This window comes from Caballeronia sp. LZ043 (assembly GCF_031451075.1).
GTDB lineage: Bacteria > Pseudomonadota > Gammaproteobacteria > Burkholderiales > Burkholderiaceae > Caballeronia.
The window spans coordinates 2,137,544-2,152,451 of the sequence record NZ_JARUXT010000001.1; the positions used below are offsets into that span (position 1 = coordinate 2,137,544).

The following is a 14,908-nucleotide window of genomic DNA, read 5'->3' on the forward strand; positions in this document are numbered from 1 at the left end:
AGCGTGGCTCCGGGCATCGCGCTCCGGATCGTCCCTGCCGATAAGGTACGATGCGGGGCGCAACCCCTCCTCCGGTTCATCTTCATGCTCAGTTTCGCGCTTGCCTTCCTGATTTCGCTGCTGGTGACGCTGTTCATCGTGCGCTTCGCCCATCTCCAGGAAGGCGTGCTCGGCGATACCGACCTCGCCGGCGTGCAGAAATTTCATGCGTATCCGGTGCCGCGTATCGGCGGCGTCGGCATCCTGTGCGGACTGACCGCTTCCGCCGTGCAGTTGCGCTGGGGTTATCCGGCTGTGTCGGGCGGCATCCTCGGCATCATTGCGTGCGGCATGCCGGCGTTCCTGTCCGGGCTCGTCGAGGACCTGACCAAGCGCGTGTCGCCGCTGGTGCGACTGCTGTGCACGATGGCCGCCGCCGGACTGGCGTACGCGTTTCTCGACATTGCCGTGACGCGCATCAGCGTGCCGCCGCTCGATTTCGTGCTTTCCTACGCGGTCGTTTCCTGCGCGGTAACGGTGCTCGCGGTCGCGGCGCTCGCCAATGCGGTGAACATCATCGACGGCTTCAACGGCCTCGCCTCGATGGTCACCTTCATGATGTTCGCCTCGCTCGCCTATGTGGCGTTCCAGGTGCACGATCCGGTGGTGCTGTCGGGCTCGCTCATCATGATGGGCGCGGTGATGGGCTTCTTCATCTGGAACTTCCCGGCCGGGCTGATCTTTCTCGGCGACGGCGGCGCCTACTTCGTCGGCTTCATGCTCGGCGAGCTCGCCATCATGCTCGTGATGCGCAACCGCGATGTTTCGGCCTGGTATCCGGTACTGCTGTTCATGTACCCGATCTTCGAAACCTGTTTCTCGATCTATCGCAAGAAATTCATTCGCGGCATCTCGCCGGGCATTCCGGATGGCGTGCATCTGCACATGCTCGTCTACAAGCGTCTGATGCGCTGGGCCGTCGGCGTCAAGAACGCGCACGAACTGACGCGCCGCAATTCGCTCACCTCGCCGTACCTCTGGCTGCTGTGCCTGATCGCCGTGATTCCGGCGACGCTCTTCTGGCGGCATACGTTGCACCTGTTCTGCTTCGTCGTGGTGTTCGCGGCGACCTATGTGTGGCTGTATGTGAGCATCGTGCGCTTCAAGTCGCCCCGCTGGCTGGTGTTTCGACGGCCGCATACGGTGAAGAAATGAACTCGAATGGATGAACGCGCGCCGCCCTGCTCCGGGCGGCGTTTTTTCTGGCGCATCCGACGCGCGTCATTTCAGGTGCTGCGCGAAGAACGCAAAGGTGCGGCCGTTGGCGAGCTGCGCGGCGGCGGCATCGTAATGCACGCCCTGGTTGCGCGCGAACGCATGATGACAGCCGGGATAGGTGAACGCCTCGATGTTCGCCTGTCCCTGTACGGCAGCAAGCACGCGGTTGCGCGCATCCGCCGGAATGAATTCATCCGCTTCGGCGAGATGCAGCAGCAGCGGAATGCGTATCTTCGGCACTTCGCCGAGATGCTGGTCCGTGCCGCCGCCGTAGTACGCGACCGCGGCGTCGACGTCCGTGCGCGCCGCCGTCAGGAAGGACAATAGCCCGCCGAGACAGAAGCCGACCGCGCCGATCTTTCCCCGCACCTGCGGCAGCCCGCGCGCGAAGCCGATGGTCGCGGCAATGTCCTCGACGCCCGTGTTCAGATCGAACGCGTTGTAGTACTTCATGGCTTGCTGCCATTCGGCTTCGGTGCGATCCGTCAGAACGACATTGGGTTCGAGGCGCCAGAACAGGTCGGGGCACAACGCGACGTACCCTTGGCGCGCGTATTCGTCGCAGGTTTCGCGCATGTCGCCGTTGATGCCGAAGATTTCCTGGATGACGATGACTGCCGGTGCGGACGCCTGCGCGGAAGTCGAGGCCGGACAGGCGACGTAGGCGTCGAAGTTGCCGTCAGGGGTGGAGATGCTGAGCATGTCGGACATGAAAGTCTCCTGTGCGAAGTGGAAATGGATGGTGCAATGCGCGGTAAGGTTGGTCAGGTTGCGGGTCTGCTGCGGTTCAGGTACTGCTTGAGAAGGTCGGCCAGTTCCTTGAGCAGGGCTTGCCAGAGGGTGGGTGACGCAGGTTCGTCGTCGCTGGAGGCGTCCCGGAACACGAAGCGAACGAGCGCGAGCAACGGCAAGACGACCGAAGCAGACATCACGATCATGGGCGTGAGAAGGAATACGCTCAAGGCAGGATCCGCTCGAAAACTCTCATGGAGTTTCATGCCGAATGACGCAGTCCACGCCACGAACAAGGTTGCCAGCGTGGCGATCAGTCCCGCCACACCGTAGAAAGAAAACGCTCTGAGCTGACGATACTGCTCTCGATCAGCAATTTCCTCTTCAATGAGCGCGGGATGCGCCGCCGCCCGCTTCTTGAGCTCAGGCGGCGGTATGGTGAGATCCGAGGTTTCATCGCGCTCGGCCACGACAGGAAGACGATTCATATGCGTGCTCGTTTGATCCATCCAAGTTGCTTCAGACGAAGCTTCATCGCAAGTTCGCTGACTTCGAAAGCATCGGTCAGGCGATGAAAGTTGGTGATGTTCCGCTTCTGGATAAGGATGTTGAGCGCAAACCCGGGTACGAGCATTTCCAGCGCGAAGCGATTGGCCTGGTTCTCGATTTCGTCCAGCTGATACAGTGAAAACTGGCGTGAGGCACACGTGAAATGCGTGCCGTGCTCCAGCGCCAGATGTCCCAGATGGTGCGCAACGACAAAACGCTGCCTCAGCTCCGGGGCATCGCCATTGACGACAATGCGCGGCTGTCCGTCAACGAATTCGAAGCGCCCGTACACGGCGCCCATGTCCGGTTCACGCTGCACAGTCACGTTCTCGGACCGGGCAATCGCAAAAGCGTCGACGGGCAATTTCCCGTCCCAATGCTTCGCAAGCATGTAACGCGCAATCCTTTTCAGCATGTTTCCTTTCCCTTCATCATCCGTTACCAAAACAGATACTTCGCCATCCTTGGCGATATGGCGATGCAGTCTATCATCGGCTTTTGCGCGTCTCTACGCACCTAGTCCGAATGGCTGGCGTCATGAAGAAGAAAAGGAAGTGGCGCGCGTCGAGGGCATCGATAAACCCCGACGAAAGGGCAGAAAGGAAACCGCGTTAGAAGCCGAAAGGCAACAAGGAATCAGACCGCCGCCGCGCGCAGCGGCCGCGTGACCTCGCGTGCGACGGCAAGATAACGCGCTGCCGTATCCGCGAGCGTGAGCCCCGGCAGCGGCCGATGCGAACGCGGTTCGGCCAGTGCGCGCACGAGGGCATCGGCGTAGGCCTGGGTATCGTCGGGATCGCACAGATGCACGCCGGGCAGATCGGCGGCGAAACCGAACGGCCGGATGGTGCTGGCCACCACCGGCAGTCCCGAGGCGAGCGCCTCGAGAAACGCGATGCTGTGCCCTTCCGAGCGCGACGGCATCGCAAACACGCTGGAAGAAAACAGCAGGTCGGCGACATCCGTGCGCGGCCCTTGCAGGCTGACGCGGTCCGCCAGCCCGAGCTTGTCGATCAGATCGCCCACTGCCGCGTGATAGGCCGGATCCTCAATCACGCCGCACAGCAGCAGCCGCGCGGCGGGCACCCGTTCGACGACCTGGCGGAACGCATGCACCGTCGAGAGCTGGTTCTTGACCGACGTATAGCGCCCGATCTGCACGATTTGCGCCGTCTCCGGCGCCTGGGTGCGCGTGCGCATGCCGAAGCGCGACATGTCGACGCCATTCGGGATCAGCGTCATCGACGGATGGCGGCCCACCGCGCCGACGTAATCGTCGATGTTGTTCGGCGACACCGCGATCACCGCACGCGCCCGGTGCGACAGCAGGCGTTCGACGCTGCGGAACATCGAGCGCTCGAAGTCGTTGGCGGCCGAATGCATCACATACACGACCGGCACCGCGAGCGGCAGCGCGCGCGCATAGAACGCGGGAATGGTCGCGTGGGCGAACAGCACGTCGGCGCGATAGTTGCGGATGGTGCGGTACAGGTTCCACAGCTTGCCGAAGCGGCCGTGCCTGCGCTCCGGAAACAGACATTGCACCCCGCCGGCAACGAGTTCCGCCCTGAGCGCCATGAAATCCTCGTGCGCTGGCATCAGCGAAGCGACCGCGACGGTTTCGCCCCCCTTCTGCTGATGAATCGCGAGATCTTTCGCCAGGACTTCGGCACCCGACAGGCGCGGCGTCAGCACGAGGTGGACTATGCGCATTCACGCCTCCCGCATGATTCGGAACAGCATCCAGCTCGCGGCCGCGCCGAGCCCCAGCGTCATGGCCCAGGCAATGCCCGTCACGCCCCACAGATGCGTCGCGACCGGCACGGTCACGCACAGCACGATGGCCTGCAGAATCGATGCATGCGTCGCGACCTTCGGCAGCCCGGCTGCCCGCAGCCACGACACCAGCACGGCGATGATCGCGCCGATCGCCATGTTGATGGCGAAGATCCTGAAGAGCGGCACGGCGGACAGCCACGCCGGGCCGAGCACGAAGTTGAAGAGCGGCTCGGCGGCCCAGCGCAGCACGATGACGAACAGCGCCAGCCCGAGCGCCGCGAGCAGCAGATAGCGGCGGAACAGCTTGCGCGCGGCCTGCACGTCGCGCCGGTGATGTTCGGAGAAGGTGGGAAACAGGTATTGCGACATCGCGATGGCGGCATCGGCGAGCAGCATCTGCGCGAGTTTCGAGGACATCTGGTACGCGCCCAGCTGGACCGGGCCGAGCAGCTTGGCGACGACCACCTTGTCGAACTGGTTGAGCAGCAGGTTGACCACGCTGCCCGCCCAGATCCAGCGGCTGAAATTCACGTAATGGCCGATTCCCGCGAAGGAGAAGCGCAGCGGCGGGCGCGGCGACATGCTGGTCCAGGTGAGCGCGGTCTTGAGCAGTTCGCCGGCGACCAGCCCGATCAGCACGGAATACGCGCCCGCGCCGGACAGCGCGCATACGAGGCCGATGGCGCAGTCGGTGAACGCGGCCGAGGTTTCGACGCCCGCCAGCTTCTGGAAGCCGCGCTGGCGGGTGACGACGAAATACGCCGGAGAGGCGATGCCGCGCAGCAGCGGCAGCACGGCGGCGAGCAGGATCAGTCCGACGGAACCGCTCAGATGAAACTGACTGCTCATGAACGGTGCGAGGGCGGCGAGCAGCAGGCCGATCGCCAGGCCGCGCATGGCGAGGGTGGTCCAGACGGCGCCGAGTTCGCTGTGGGTGGGCGCGTCGCGTCCTTGCACGACGGCCTGGGCGAGACCCGTATCGGAGAGCGATTCGGCGATGGCGACGGCGAGCAGCGCGATGCTGACGGCGCCGATGGCTTCCGGCCCGAGGATCCGGCCGATGGCGAGAAACTTGATGGCCACGAACCCGCGCACGACGACTTGCTGGAGCAGCACCCAGAACGCCGCATCGTGCTCGAAACGCGCGCGTGCCGGAAGAAAAGGAAGCCGGACCGATCTCACTCGAATTCCCCGCGCAGCTGAGATTTCAATTCGTGGCGCCGCGATATGTCGGTATCGCGTGCGGACCACCTTGCGAGCCGTTGCATTGCCTTGTCCGGACGGCGATGCGAGCGCGGCCACGCTTCTTTTCAGGCGACTGTGGCAAACGTATCGTGCGCCGTGCCGCGACGGACGCCAACGCGTAGTCGAAATCGGCCCGAAATGGGTAGCAATGCGGATTGCGGGCGCGTCGCGGTTGCGAAGGGTGTTTTGGACGCCGCTCGGGGCATGCGGACGGCACGCAGAGGGCACGCGGATAAACGCTCACATATGGCGTCCGATGACGTGCGGCCGGTGCTAGTGTTGATTCGTCGGCGCAATCGACGGAGGTCGGCGGCGTTGTCCTGTCCGCTTCACGCGTGACCCACGTGCACAGAGACCGCAAGGGCCCCTGCGATGACCGAAAGCGTCTTCATCATCGAACCCGACTTCAGCGGCCACCGCTGGCGTTATGCCGAATGGGCGGCGAACGCGTACATGGAAGCGGGATTCCGTTGTGCGATCGTGACGGACCCGTGCAACGAAGACCATCCGCTGGCGCGCAGGATTCGCGAGGCGGCACCGTCCGGTCTCGACATCGTGTTCGTCGCGCCACCTGCGCGAAGCGGCGCGCTGGCCTCGAAGCTGGGTTATGTCCGGATGCACCGGCAGTTCCGGCACATGTACGACGAAGCGAGCCGTGAGCGGCGGGCGGCGCTGGTCGTCGTGCCTTATGTCGATTACTTCCTGCTTGCGCTGCCGTTCCTGGGATCGCCGTTTGGCGCGACGCCGTGGGTGGGCATCACGATGCGCTCGAACTTTCATCATCACCGTGTGGGCGTGCGTGCGCCGCGCCGGCCTTTGGTCAATGCGGTCAAGGGGACGCTGTTCGCACGCGCGATCCGGGCGGGCGGCATGAAGACCTTGCTGACGATCGACCCGACCTTGCCGGACTGGTGGAAGCGCCGGTCGCATGCGGCAGGCGCGAGCATCGGCTATCTGGCTGATCCCTTTCCGGATGCGCGCGCCGCCGATCCGGCTGCCGCCCGTGCGCGGCTGGGGCTGTCGGACGGCACGCATGTGCTGGTGTACGGGGCGATCAACGATCGCAAGGGCGTGTTCGAGTTGATCGAGGCGTTGGGGCGGCGGGCGAGTGGATCGCATGGGCCGACGCTGGTGATTGCGGGGTCGCAGGATGTGGAGACGCGCGCCCGGCTGAGTGCGGCGCTGGCGGCGCTGACACCGGCGCCGGTGGTGTTCGACCGCTTCATTTCGAGCGAGGAGGAACTTGATCTGTTTTCGGCTTGCGATGTGGTGTGGCTGGGGTACAAGGGGCATTACGGGATGAGCGGCGTGCTGGTGCAGGCATATCGCTTCGGGAAGCCGGTCGTGGCGACGGCGGATGGACTGATTGGATGGTTCTGCCGGACCGGGGAGCTTGGACCCGTGGTCGAGGATCTGGCGGTTGCGTCGATCAACCGGGCACTCGATGATGTCCTCGCGACGAGGGGCCGGCCGCAGGTGGCCGGGCATCTGTTGGAGCGCAACACACTTGCGCAGTTTAAGGAGACTTTGAGGCAGGCGGTTTGAAGGTTTTCTGCTTGCGCTTGTTGTCGTTCGTTGTTCGCTTGCGCTTCGATGAACTTCCCGTTTTCGCGTCGGTCTGTTCGCGCTGCCCCTCCCCGGGGCGGGATTCTGCGCGCTGGTCCTTCGTGTGTGTCTTTTGTGTTCGCCTGCGCTTCGATGGACTTCCCGCATTCGCGTCGGTGTATCAGCACTGCCCCTCCCCGGGGCGGGGGTAACTTTCTTTGCCGCTGCAAAGAAAGTCACCAAAGAAAGCAGCTTTCTTACCGCCCAGCGTCATCCTATGGGCGCAGCACAGAATCATGTTTCTGGCCCAGCACTAGCGAGTGCCCTTGTAGACCTGACCGGGCGTGGATCGCGGACCCACTGTGACATCGCACCACTGAACAAACTGGTACAGCCATTGAAAGCGCCGGCCCAGCGCTACGCGCTGCCGAAGGGTGTACACGGGAAACCAACGAGCGATTTGCGCGGTGAGATGGATTTGCCGGATAACAAGTTACGCGCGGACCTTTTTGACCGGACAGCAGCGCGCAGGAATCGAGACATGTAACACGTGTGTCAGGACATGGGTAACCTTCGGACCAATGACTCGTCCCGAGTCGATCATGAGTGGATTAGCAGCCTCGCGCATCTGAGCGGAGAGCGACACAAACTTGCTGTGTTACCTATGTCCTGACACACCTGTTACCCATGTCCTGAATCTACGCACGCCGATCGATACACCGGGTTCACGCGTGCACGCTCATCGGGCCATCTATCTCACCGCGCAAACCACTAGTTGGTGTCCCTTGCATACCCTTCGGCAGCGCGTAGCGCTGGGCCGGAACTTTCAGGTGCTGCACCAGTTCGTTGAACGGCAGTTTGTCCCAGTGGGTCCGCGATCCACGCCCGGTTAGGCCTATGAGGGCACTCTCTACTGCCGGGCCAGAAACATGGTTCTGTGTCGTGCCGCTAGATGACGCTGGGCGAGAAAAAAAGCTGCTTTCTTTGGTGACTTTCTTTGCAGCAGCAAAGAAAGTTACCCCCGCCCCGGGGAGGGGCAGTGCCAATAGACCGACGCGAAAGCGGGAAGTCCATGGAAGCGCTGGCGAACACAAAAGACTCACGTAAAGGACGAGAGCGCAGAATCCCGCCCCGGGGAGCGGCAATGCCAATAGACCGACGCGAATACAGGAAGCCCATAGAAGCGCAGGCGAACAACAACCAAGCGCACCGCAATGAAAACCGATCAAGCCTGCCTCCCCCCCACAAGATCAACCTCAACCTTCCTGCGAGCGGGAAACCACGCATCCCTGATGCGAAGAAAGGGAAACTCGACGGCCCGCGTCGTCACATACCCGACCACGATGGCGATAGCAAACTGCGCCCCCATGATGGCGAACCAGGCCGGAACAGCTGGCAGATGCAACGCCGCGGCCTTGCGAATCAGCATATCCCCGGGTGCGAGTGCAAGCGAGTGCCACAGATAGATGCCATACGAATAAACGCCGATCCACCCGATCACCCGATACACCTTCGACATCCGCCAGGAACCAGAATATTCGAGCGTCAGCACAATCAACGCGCAGAACCCGACAGCCTGAACCGTGTACCCGATACTCTGATCCAGCGCGACATCGCGCGTCCCGAGCACGAGCCAGAGCACGACCCCCACGACCATCGCGATCAACATCCGCTTGCGCCGCGCAATCGCCTGATACACCGCCGGCTTCATCCAGTAAAGCGCCGCGAGCATCACCCCGAACAACAGGCTGTCGATACGGTTCTGCGTATAAAAAAACGTCCCCTGCAGATCCCCGCGATACACCGCGACACTGCGCGCAACGAGCACAACGAGACACAAGGTCCCGAGCACGCCAAGCAACGCATCCACCCGCGTACGCCAGCGCGCAAGCACGATCAACAACACCGGCAGGAACAGATAAAAATGCTCCTCGACCGCAAGACTCCAGGTCTGCGCAATCGACGACCCGAAGTAGTTCTGCATATGCGTGAGGTTCTGCACGAGAAAGGTATTCGCCGGATGCCGCCCGACAATCACATGGAACAGGATCAGCACGTAATACGCCGGCCAGATCTTGAAGATCCGCCGCACAATGAAGCGCCCCGCGTCGATGCGCCCCTGCTGCGCATACTGCTTGAGCAACAGCCCGCCCACCAGAAACCCCGACAACGTGAAGAACAGATTGACGCCCTCGTGACCGAAGTTCTTCAGCGGATACTCGATCGCCGCAATGAACGCGCTGCCCGTCGGATACGAATGAAAGTGATACCCCATCACAGCGATGATCGCGAGCCCCCGGATGAAATCCAGTTCGATCGACCGGCTGGGTCCCTGCATGCGTGTCGCGCCGAACAAGCCCATGCTCTACCCCGTCTGCGAAGGTCGTTTATCGTCATCGAATCGCGCGCGTGCAACCGCGCCGCCGCAAACCGGCTCCGGCTTATCAATCTTCGTTCCGCCAATCCGGGACGATCCGCCAGAATCACGCCGTTTGCGGACATCGGCCCGCGCCGCCAGGGCACGCGACGCCAGCGTGGTGCGGCGCACATGCGCATCCGTCCTTTCGCGCCGAACGCTAGTCGCTGGACGCCGCCGCCGGCGGCACGCCGCATGGCCCGCTGTATAGTCGGTTCACCTTTCCGGCACGCCGGAAACGACGCATTCGCCGGGCGCATCGGCCCGGCACGGCATCGACACCGCGTTGAAGACTCGAAAGAGTGCTGCGATTCTCGAGAGAACGCCATGCGCAACAAGTTCGCCGTCGTCTGGGTCTGGCTGTTCCTGCTTCCGCTCGCGTTCGATTTCAAGGGCGCCGAAACGGCCAGCAAAGCCATCCAGATCCTGCTCACCGTGCCCTCGATTCTCGCGGGCTGCTTCCTGCTGCTCATCGCGCCGCGTTTCGCACAGCGCTCGCGCCTGCGCACGCTGGTTACATCGCTGTTCCTCATCACGATACTCGGCAGCATCGCCACCCAGGCCATGCAGGGCAACGACTCCGGCAACTACATGCGCGTGATCCTGCCGTTCGGGCAAATGCTGCTCGGCTATTTCGTCGCCTGCCGGCCATGGGACCCGAAGCGCCTCGGTCAGCTCGAACACGCCATGTACTGGTCGATGATCGCCTCCCTCGTCTTCAGCTTCGGCTTCGGCATGGCCACCGGCGGCAATCTCGAAAGCGTGCGCTTTCGCATCGTCTCGGTCACCTTCCTCTGTCTGCAGGGGCTGCTGCTGCACGAGTTCGTCGTGGTCAAGCGCTATACCCGCTTCACCGTGCTGCTGTTCCTCGCGACCATCGTCATCGAGTTGCTCAGCGTGACGCGCAGTCTCGTCGTCGGCACCGTGCTGCTGTTCGCCTTCGCCACCTGGCTCGCCGCGCCCTCGTTCAAGAAGCTGGTGCGCGCCGGCCTGCGCGCCGTCGCCTTGATGGCCCTGCTCGGCGCGCTCGCCGTCGCGGCCAGCACGTTCTTCCCCGGCGTCGGCGAACACTGGGTCCAGCGCATGTCGTTCAAGAAGGACACCGAGTCCGGCCGCGATCCGACCACCATCACGCGGCTCGCCGAAATGAAGGACCAGCTCGATCAGACCACCGCCTCGACGCTCGGCACGCTCGTCGGCATGGGCTACGGTCACGACTATCGCTATTCGCCCACTTACCTGCCCGACCTCGCCGGCCAGTTCACCAAGAAGGATTTCTACGCGATCAAGGAATGGTCCGCAGGCCACAATTTCTGGGTCTACCAGTTCTTCGCGGGCGGCCTGCTGTTCGGGCTCGCGCTGCCCATCGCGCTGCTCTGGGCGCTCTGGAAAGGCTCGATGGCCTATCGCTCGTGGCGTCATCGCGCGCCCGAAACGCTCTATCTGCCCGTGCTCGGCCGCGCGCTGCTGGTCGTCGCGGCGCTGCCCGCCACGTCGATCGGCGGCAATCCGCTCGGCAACCGCTTCTCGGGCGTCGTGTTCGGCGTGGCGCTCGGGCTGCTGGTCGCGTCCTATGCGCGCATCGCTCACGCCATGCGCATGCGCGCCGCCGAAACCGCCTCGCAGCAGGCACGCGCACGCCGGCGACAGGACGGCATGCCCGGCGCCATGCCGCCCGACCTGCGCCCGCACGACGAACCGTTGCCGGAAATCCTGCCGGCGCACAGCGCCGCCGCGCCAGGCCTGCCGCACGGCGCCGGACGCCACGAGCCGCCGTCCGGCGCCGGTTCGTTCGCGCCCAACGCCTGAAGTCGCTGCGCTCGCTCACGGACCCGCCCGCCCGTCATGAAGATCCTGCACCTGCTCTCCACCGTCGATCCACGCGCCGGCGGCCCCACCGAAGGCGTGCTGCAAAGCGGCCTCAGCCTGCGCGCGTTGGGCCACGAGGTCGAAGCGGCATCGCTGGATGCGCCCGATGCGCCCCATGTGGCGGGATTCGGCTTGCCACTGCACGCGCTCGGACCATCGCGCGGCTTCTACGGCCTGTGTCCGGCGCTGGTGCCCTGGCTGAAGGAACACGCGCCGCGCTTCGACGCGGTGATCGTCAACGGGCTGTGGCAGTACCACAGTTTCGGCGCATGGAAGGCCTTGCACGGCGGCGGCGTGCCGTACTACGTGTTTCCGCACGGCATGCTCGACCCTTGGTTCAAGCGGACCTATCCGCTCAAGCATCTGAAGAAATGCCTTTACTGGCCCTGGGCCGAGTATCGCGTGCTGCGCGATGCGCGCCGGGTATTGTTCACGACCGAGGAGGAGCGGCTGCTCGCGCGCGAATCCTTCCGGCTGTATCGCGCGAACGAGGAAGTGGTGGCATTCGGTACGCGGCCGCCACCCGCGGATTCGGCGGCCTTGCGCGAGGCCTTCCTCGCGAAGTTTCCGCAACTGGCGGGCCGGCGCATCATCCTGTTCCTCGGCCGCATCCACGAAAAGAAAGCGTGCGACGTGCTGCTGAAGGCTTTCGCGCGCGTGCGCGACATCGATGCGAACGCCCACCTCGTCATGGCAGGCCCCGACGACAACGCCTACGCCGCGCAGATGCGCGCACTGGCTGGCGAACTGGGTATCGCAGAGCGAATGACCTGGACCGGCATGCTGGCCGGCGATCTGAAATGGGGCGCCTTCCGCACGAGCGACCTCTTCGCGCTGACCTCGCATCAGGAAAACTTCGGCATTGCGGTGGCGGAGGCGCTTGGTTCGGGCCTGCCGGTGCTGATCTCCGACAAGGTCAACATCTGGCGCGAGGTACAGTCCGATGGCGCGGGCATCGTGACGGCGGATACCGTCGAAGGCGCGAGCTCAGGGCTGTCAGCCTGGCTGGCAATGGACCCCGCCGCGCGCGACGCGATGCGCAAGCAGGCGCTCGACACCTTCACGACACGCTTTCATGTGGAAGCGATGTCGCAGGATCTGCTGCGGGTCTTGCGCGAGAACGCCGACCTGCAAGGCGGCGCCTTCTCGCGCGATCAGTTCGCCGGCAAGCGCGCCTTGAGATAAGGCACGAAACCGTTCTGCACCGAGAGGATTTTCTTCGCGCAGTCGTCGAAGTCGGAGCCGCGTGCGCGCTCGTCTTCATACATGCCCTTGCATTGCGCAAACAGCGACACCGTCGCGCCGCCGCCGGCCGCGGCCACGCGCGTCGCCGAGAACACCGGCTTGCCCGAGCCGGACGGCACGTCGGTCTCGATCGCGTCGGCATCGGCGCGGGTCAGCCGCTCCTTCGAATTCTGCTCGACGTAGGTCTTGGTCAGCGCCCACACGGCGTCGCATTGCGCGGCATCGCGGCAGGCGACGGTGGCGTTGCGCTGGGCGTCGTCGAGCGATTGCTGGGAGAGCATGAACAGGCGCTCCTTGCTTTGCTCCTTCTCGACGGACGAGCAGGCGGCGAGAGACATCGAAACGAGTGCGAGTGCAAGTAAGGCGGGCTTTTTCACGAGCGGGACACCAAAAAACCAGGTCGGACGGCGATTATAGCGATGCCCGCCCGCCCCACGCCGTTTCCCGCCCGCGCTACTTCTTCGCCATCTGCAAGGGCAACGCGACCCCGGGCATATGCAGCGCCGACGCCGCCATGGGCAGCGTCTCGCCCGGCGCGTCACTCCTGGCCGGCATGCCGGACGGCGTGACAGGCGCGCTGACGCTGTCGTCGCCTTTGATGACGCGCCCGAGATGACCCGCGAGCCGCAGGGTCAGCGCCGCGATCGTGATGGTCGGGAAATTCGCCCCGACCGTCGGAAAGACCGAGCTGCCCGCCACATACAAATTGCTCATGCCGTGGATCTTCAGGTTGCGATCCACCACGCCCTGCTTCTCCGAATCATGCATGCGCGTCGTGCCCATGTGATGCCACGTGCCTTCCAGCTGCGCGGGCCAGGGCTTGCCTTCGAGCGGCTCGTCGAGCGTCACGTCGGCCACGCCGCCGCGCTTCAGATCCGCCGCGATATGCGCCACCGTGCGGTCGAAGGTGCGCTTCACGAGCTCGGTCACGCGCCAGTCCACCTTCACGCGGTTCATGCCAAGGAAGTCCTTCTGGGCCGACAGCGTCACGCGGCTGTCGCGATTGGGCTCGGCTTCGACGATCGTCTGGATCTTCACCTCGGTGATCAGCGGACGCGGCTGCAACAGGCGGGCGAGACCGAAGCACGCGGTATCGACGGGATGGGTCGCCATCGCGAGCAGGTCCGCGGCCGTGCTGTAGCCGGGTTCGTCTTTCTTCAACAGCCGCTGCTTCATGCGGATCAGCGCCTCCGATCCCTTCGTGTTCTCGCCGCGGAACACCGAATAGAACCAGGCGCGCGCATTCAGCAGTTGCTCCTTTTCGAGCACCTGCTGCGTGAGCGCGAACTGCGACGAGATGAAGGTGCCGTGCGCCGATACCGCGCGGTTCTGATAGTGATATTTGATGTCGTAGAGCTTGTTGCGCGCCCACTGCTTCGTGAAGTGCACGTTCGCCGACATGATGCGCGGATGATCCATGAAATAGCGGCCCACCAGGTCATGGGCGTTGCCGAGGCCCGCCGCCTGCACCCGGTTCGAGGCCAGCAACAGGCGCGCATTCTCGATGCCGCCCGTCGCCAGCACGAAGACCTTCGCGCGCACCGCGAAGCGCCGGCCCGTCAGCGTGCCGACATCGATTTTCGTGACCGAACGCGCGTCGGCGTCGGTGTCGATATTGAGCGCGTTCGCGAACAGCATCACGCGCACGTGCTTCGCGTCCAGCAGATGCTGCCGATACACCTTGCCGAAGCGCACCGGCGGGCTGAACTGCGAGATCGTGTCGCGCACGGCGCCGCTCGGGAAAGGGTGGCGCCTGACGTCGTCGCGATGAATCGCCGCTTCCCAGTACGCCGGCTCGAAGTTGCCCTCGCCCAGTTGCAGCAACTGATGCGTGCGGGCGTAGTACGGCCGCAGTTCGTCGATACCGAACGGCCAGCCGCTGTCGGTCACCCAGTCGCGCTTCTCGAAGTCCCATGGGTCGAGCGGACGGCACCAGCCGCCCCAGCAATTGCTGCTGCCGCCGAGATAGCGGCTGCGGCAGCCGTCGGCGAATTCATACGGCACGCCGACGTTCTCGCCGCGATACAGGTCGCGGGTGTCGTCGTCCGGCTTGTAGCCGCCGCTTTCCAGCATGCAGGCGTCGATGCCCTGCTTTTCGAGTTCCAGCGCCAGCGTAATGCCCGCCACCCCCGCGCCGATGATGCACACCGTGGTCTCTATGACTGCGCCTTCTTCCACACTCCGGCTGTCGATGAACATGCCCCGTGCTCCCTCGTTCCGTGCTGTAGAGCGGTGTCACGCAATGCTCGATTGGTCACCGCGCTTCTCTGA

The 14,908-nt window shown here is 64.1% G+C and carries 12 protein-coding genes; 4 read left to right on the plus strand and 8 right to left on the minus strand.

What is annotated here, in order from left to right:
- The first annotated feature begins 84 nt into the window (after positions 1-84).
- Positions 85-1,194: a glycosyltransferase gene (locus QCE64_RS09720; RefSeq protein WP_309809457.1), complete on the plus strand. Its 1,110-nt coding sequence runs from the start codon at positions 85-87 to the stop codon at positions 1,192-1,194.
- Positions 1,195-1,260: 66 nt separating this feature from the next.
- On the opposite strand, the gene QCE64_RS09725 is transcribed toward QCE64_RS09720, so the two are convergent.
- From QCE64_RS09725 to QCE64_RS09745, 5 genes are all read right to left on the minus strand, one after another.
- Complete coding sequence (locus QCE64_RS09725; RefSeq protein WP_309930757.1) at positions 1,261-1,968, minus strand: dienelactone hydrolase family protein; 708 nt, start codon at positions 1,966-1,968, stop codon at positions 1,261-1,263.
- A 53-nt stretch (positions 1,969-2,021) separates the two neighbouring features.
- Positions 2,022-2,477 (minus strand): hypothetical protein, encoded by a 456-nt coding sequence (locus QCE64_RS09730; protein WP_310003596.1) that lies wholly within the window; start codon positions 2,475-2,477, stop codon positions 2,022-2,024.
- On the minus strand, positions 2,474-2,953 hold the full coding sequence (locus QCE64_RS09735; RefSeq protein WP_310003598.1) for an ImmA/IrrE family metallo-endopeptidase: 480 nt from the start codon (positions 2,951-2,953) through the stop codon (positions 2,474-2,476). The genes QCE64_RS09730 and QCE64_RS09735 overlap by 4 nt, the downstream gene beginning before the upstream one ends.
- Before the next feature lie 221 nt (positions 2,954-3,174).
- Positions 3,175-4,251, minus strand: a complete 1,077-nt coding sequence (locus QCE64_RS09740) for a glycosyltransferase (RefSeq protein WP_310003600.1) — start codon at positions 4,249-4,251, stop codon at positions 3,175-3,177.
- A complete protein-coding gene (locus QCE64_RS09745) occupies positions 4,252-5,499 on the minus strand; it encodes an oligosaccharide flippase family protein (protein ID WP_309918046.1) in 1,248 nt (415 codons plus the stop codon).
- A gap of 435 nt (positions 5,500-5,934) precedes the next feature.
- Between QCE64_RS09745 and QCE64_RS09750 the strand changes: the two genes are divergently transcribed.
- Positions 5,935-7,107: a glycosyltransferase gene (locus tag QCE64_RS09750; protein WP_310003602.1), complete on the plus strand. Its 1,173-nt coding sequence runs from the start codon at positions 5,935-5,937 to the stop codon at positions 7,105-7,107.
- 1,225 nt (positions 7,108-8,332) lie between these two features.
- Here QCE64_RS09750 and QCE64_RS09755 read toward each other — a convergent pair.
- Entirely contained in the window at positions 8,333-9,469 is a 1,137-nt protein-coding gene (locus tag QCE64_RS09755; protein ID WP_310003605.1) for an acyltransferase, read from the minus strand.
- A 381-nt stretch (positions 9,470-9,850) separates the two neighbouring features.
- Between QCE64_RS09755 and QCE64_RS09760 the strand changes: the two genes are divergently transcribed.
- Positions 9,851-11,332, plus strand: a complete 1,482-nt coding sequence (locus tag QCE64_RS09760; protein WP_310003607.1) for a hypothetical protein — start codon at positions 9,851-9,853, stop codon at positions 11,330-11,332.
- Between the two features lie 36 nt (positions 11,333-11,368).
- Positions 11,369-12,577 carry a glycosyltransferase gene (locus QCE64_RS09765; protein WP_310003609.1) on the plus strand — a complete coding sequence of 403 codons (1,209 nt, stop codon included), beginning with the start codon at positions 11,369-11,371 and terminating at the stop codon, positions 12,575-12,577.
- Here QCE64_RS09765 and QCE64_RS09770 read toward each other — a convergent pair.
- Together QCE64_RS09770 and QCE64_RS09775 are read right to left on the minus strand one after the other, a co-directional pair.
- Positions 12,547-12,975: a hypothetical protein gene (locus tag QCE64_RS09770; protein WP_404987314.1), complete on the minus strand. Its 429-nt coding sequence runs from the start codon at positions 12,973-12,975 to the stop codon at positions 12,547-12,549. The genes QCE64_RS09765 and QCE64_RS09770 overlap by 31 nt on opposite strands.
- A 115-nt stretch (positions 12,976-13,090) precedes the next feature.
- Positions 13,091-14,836, minus strand: coding sequence for a GMC family oxidoreductase (locus QCE64_RS09775; protein ID WP_310003610.1), 1,746 nt, complete (start codon positions 14,834-14,836; stop codon positions 13,091-13,093).
- Between the last annotated feature and the right edge of the window lie 72 nt (positions 14,837-14,908).

What these genes read in the sequence shown, in the direction of transcription:
- QCE64_RS09720 (WP_309809457.1), top strand. Translation starts at nt 85, where the DNA reads ATGCTCAGTTTCGCGCTTGCCTTCCTGATTTCGCTGCTGGTGACGCTG.
- QCE64_RS09725 (WP_309930757.1), bottom strand. Translation starts at nt 1,968, where the DNA reads ATGTCCGACATGCTCAGCATCTCCACCCCTGACGGCAACTTCGACGCC.
- QCE64_RS09730 (WP_310003596.1), bottom strand. Translation starts at nt 2,477, where the DNA reads ATGAATCGTCTTCCTGTCGTGGCCGAGCGCGATGAAACCTCGGATCTC.
- QCE64_RS09735 (WP_310003598.1), bottom strand. Translation starts at nt 2,953, where the DNA reads ATGCTGAAAAGGATTGCGCGTTACATGCTTGCGAAGCATTGGGACGGG.
- QCE64_RS09740 (WP_310003600.1), bottom strand. Translation starts at nt 4,251, where the DNA reads ATGCGCATAGTCCACCTCGTGCTGACGCCGCGCCTGTCGGGTGCCGAA.
- QCE64_RS09750 (WP_310003602.1), top strand. Translation starts at nt 5,935, where the DNA reads ATGACCGAAAGCGTCTTCATCATCGAACCCGACTTCAGCGGCCACCGC.
- QCE64_RS09755 (WP_310003605.1), bottom strand. Translation starts at nt 9,469, where the DNA reads ATGGGCTTGTTCGGCGCGACACGCATGCAGGGACCCAGCCGGTCGATC.
- QCE64_RS09760 (WP_310003607.1), top strand. Translation starts at nt 9,851, where the DNA reads ATGCGCAACAAGTTCGCCGTCGTCTGGGTCTGGCTGTTCCTGCTTCCG.
- QCE64_RS09765 (WP_310003609.1), top strand. Translation starts at nt 11,369, where the DNA reads ATGAAGATCCTGCACCTGCTCTCCACCGTCGATCCACGCGCCGGCGGC.
- QCE64_RS09770 (WP_404987314.1), bottom strand. Translation starts at nt 12,975, where the DNA reads ATGTCTCTCGCCGCCTGCTCGTCCGTCGAGAAGGAGCAAAGCAAGGAG.
- QCE64_RS09775 (WP_310003610.1), bottom strand. Translation starts at nt 14,836, where the DNA reads ATGTTCATCGACAGCCGGAGTGTGGAAGAAGGCGCAGTCATAGAGACC.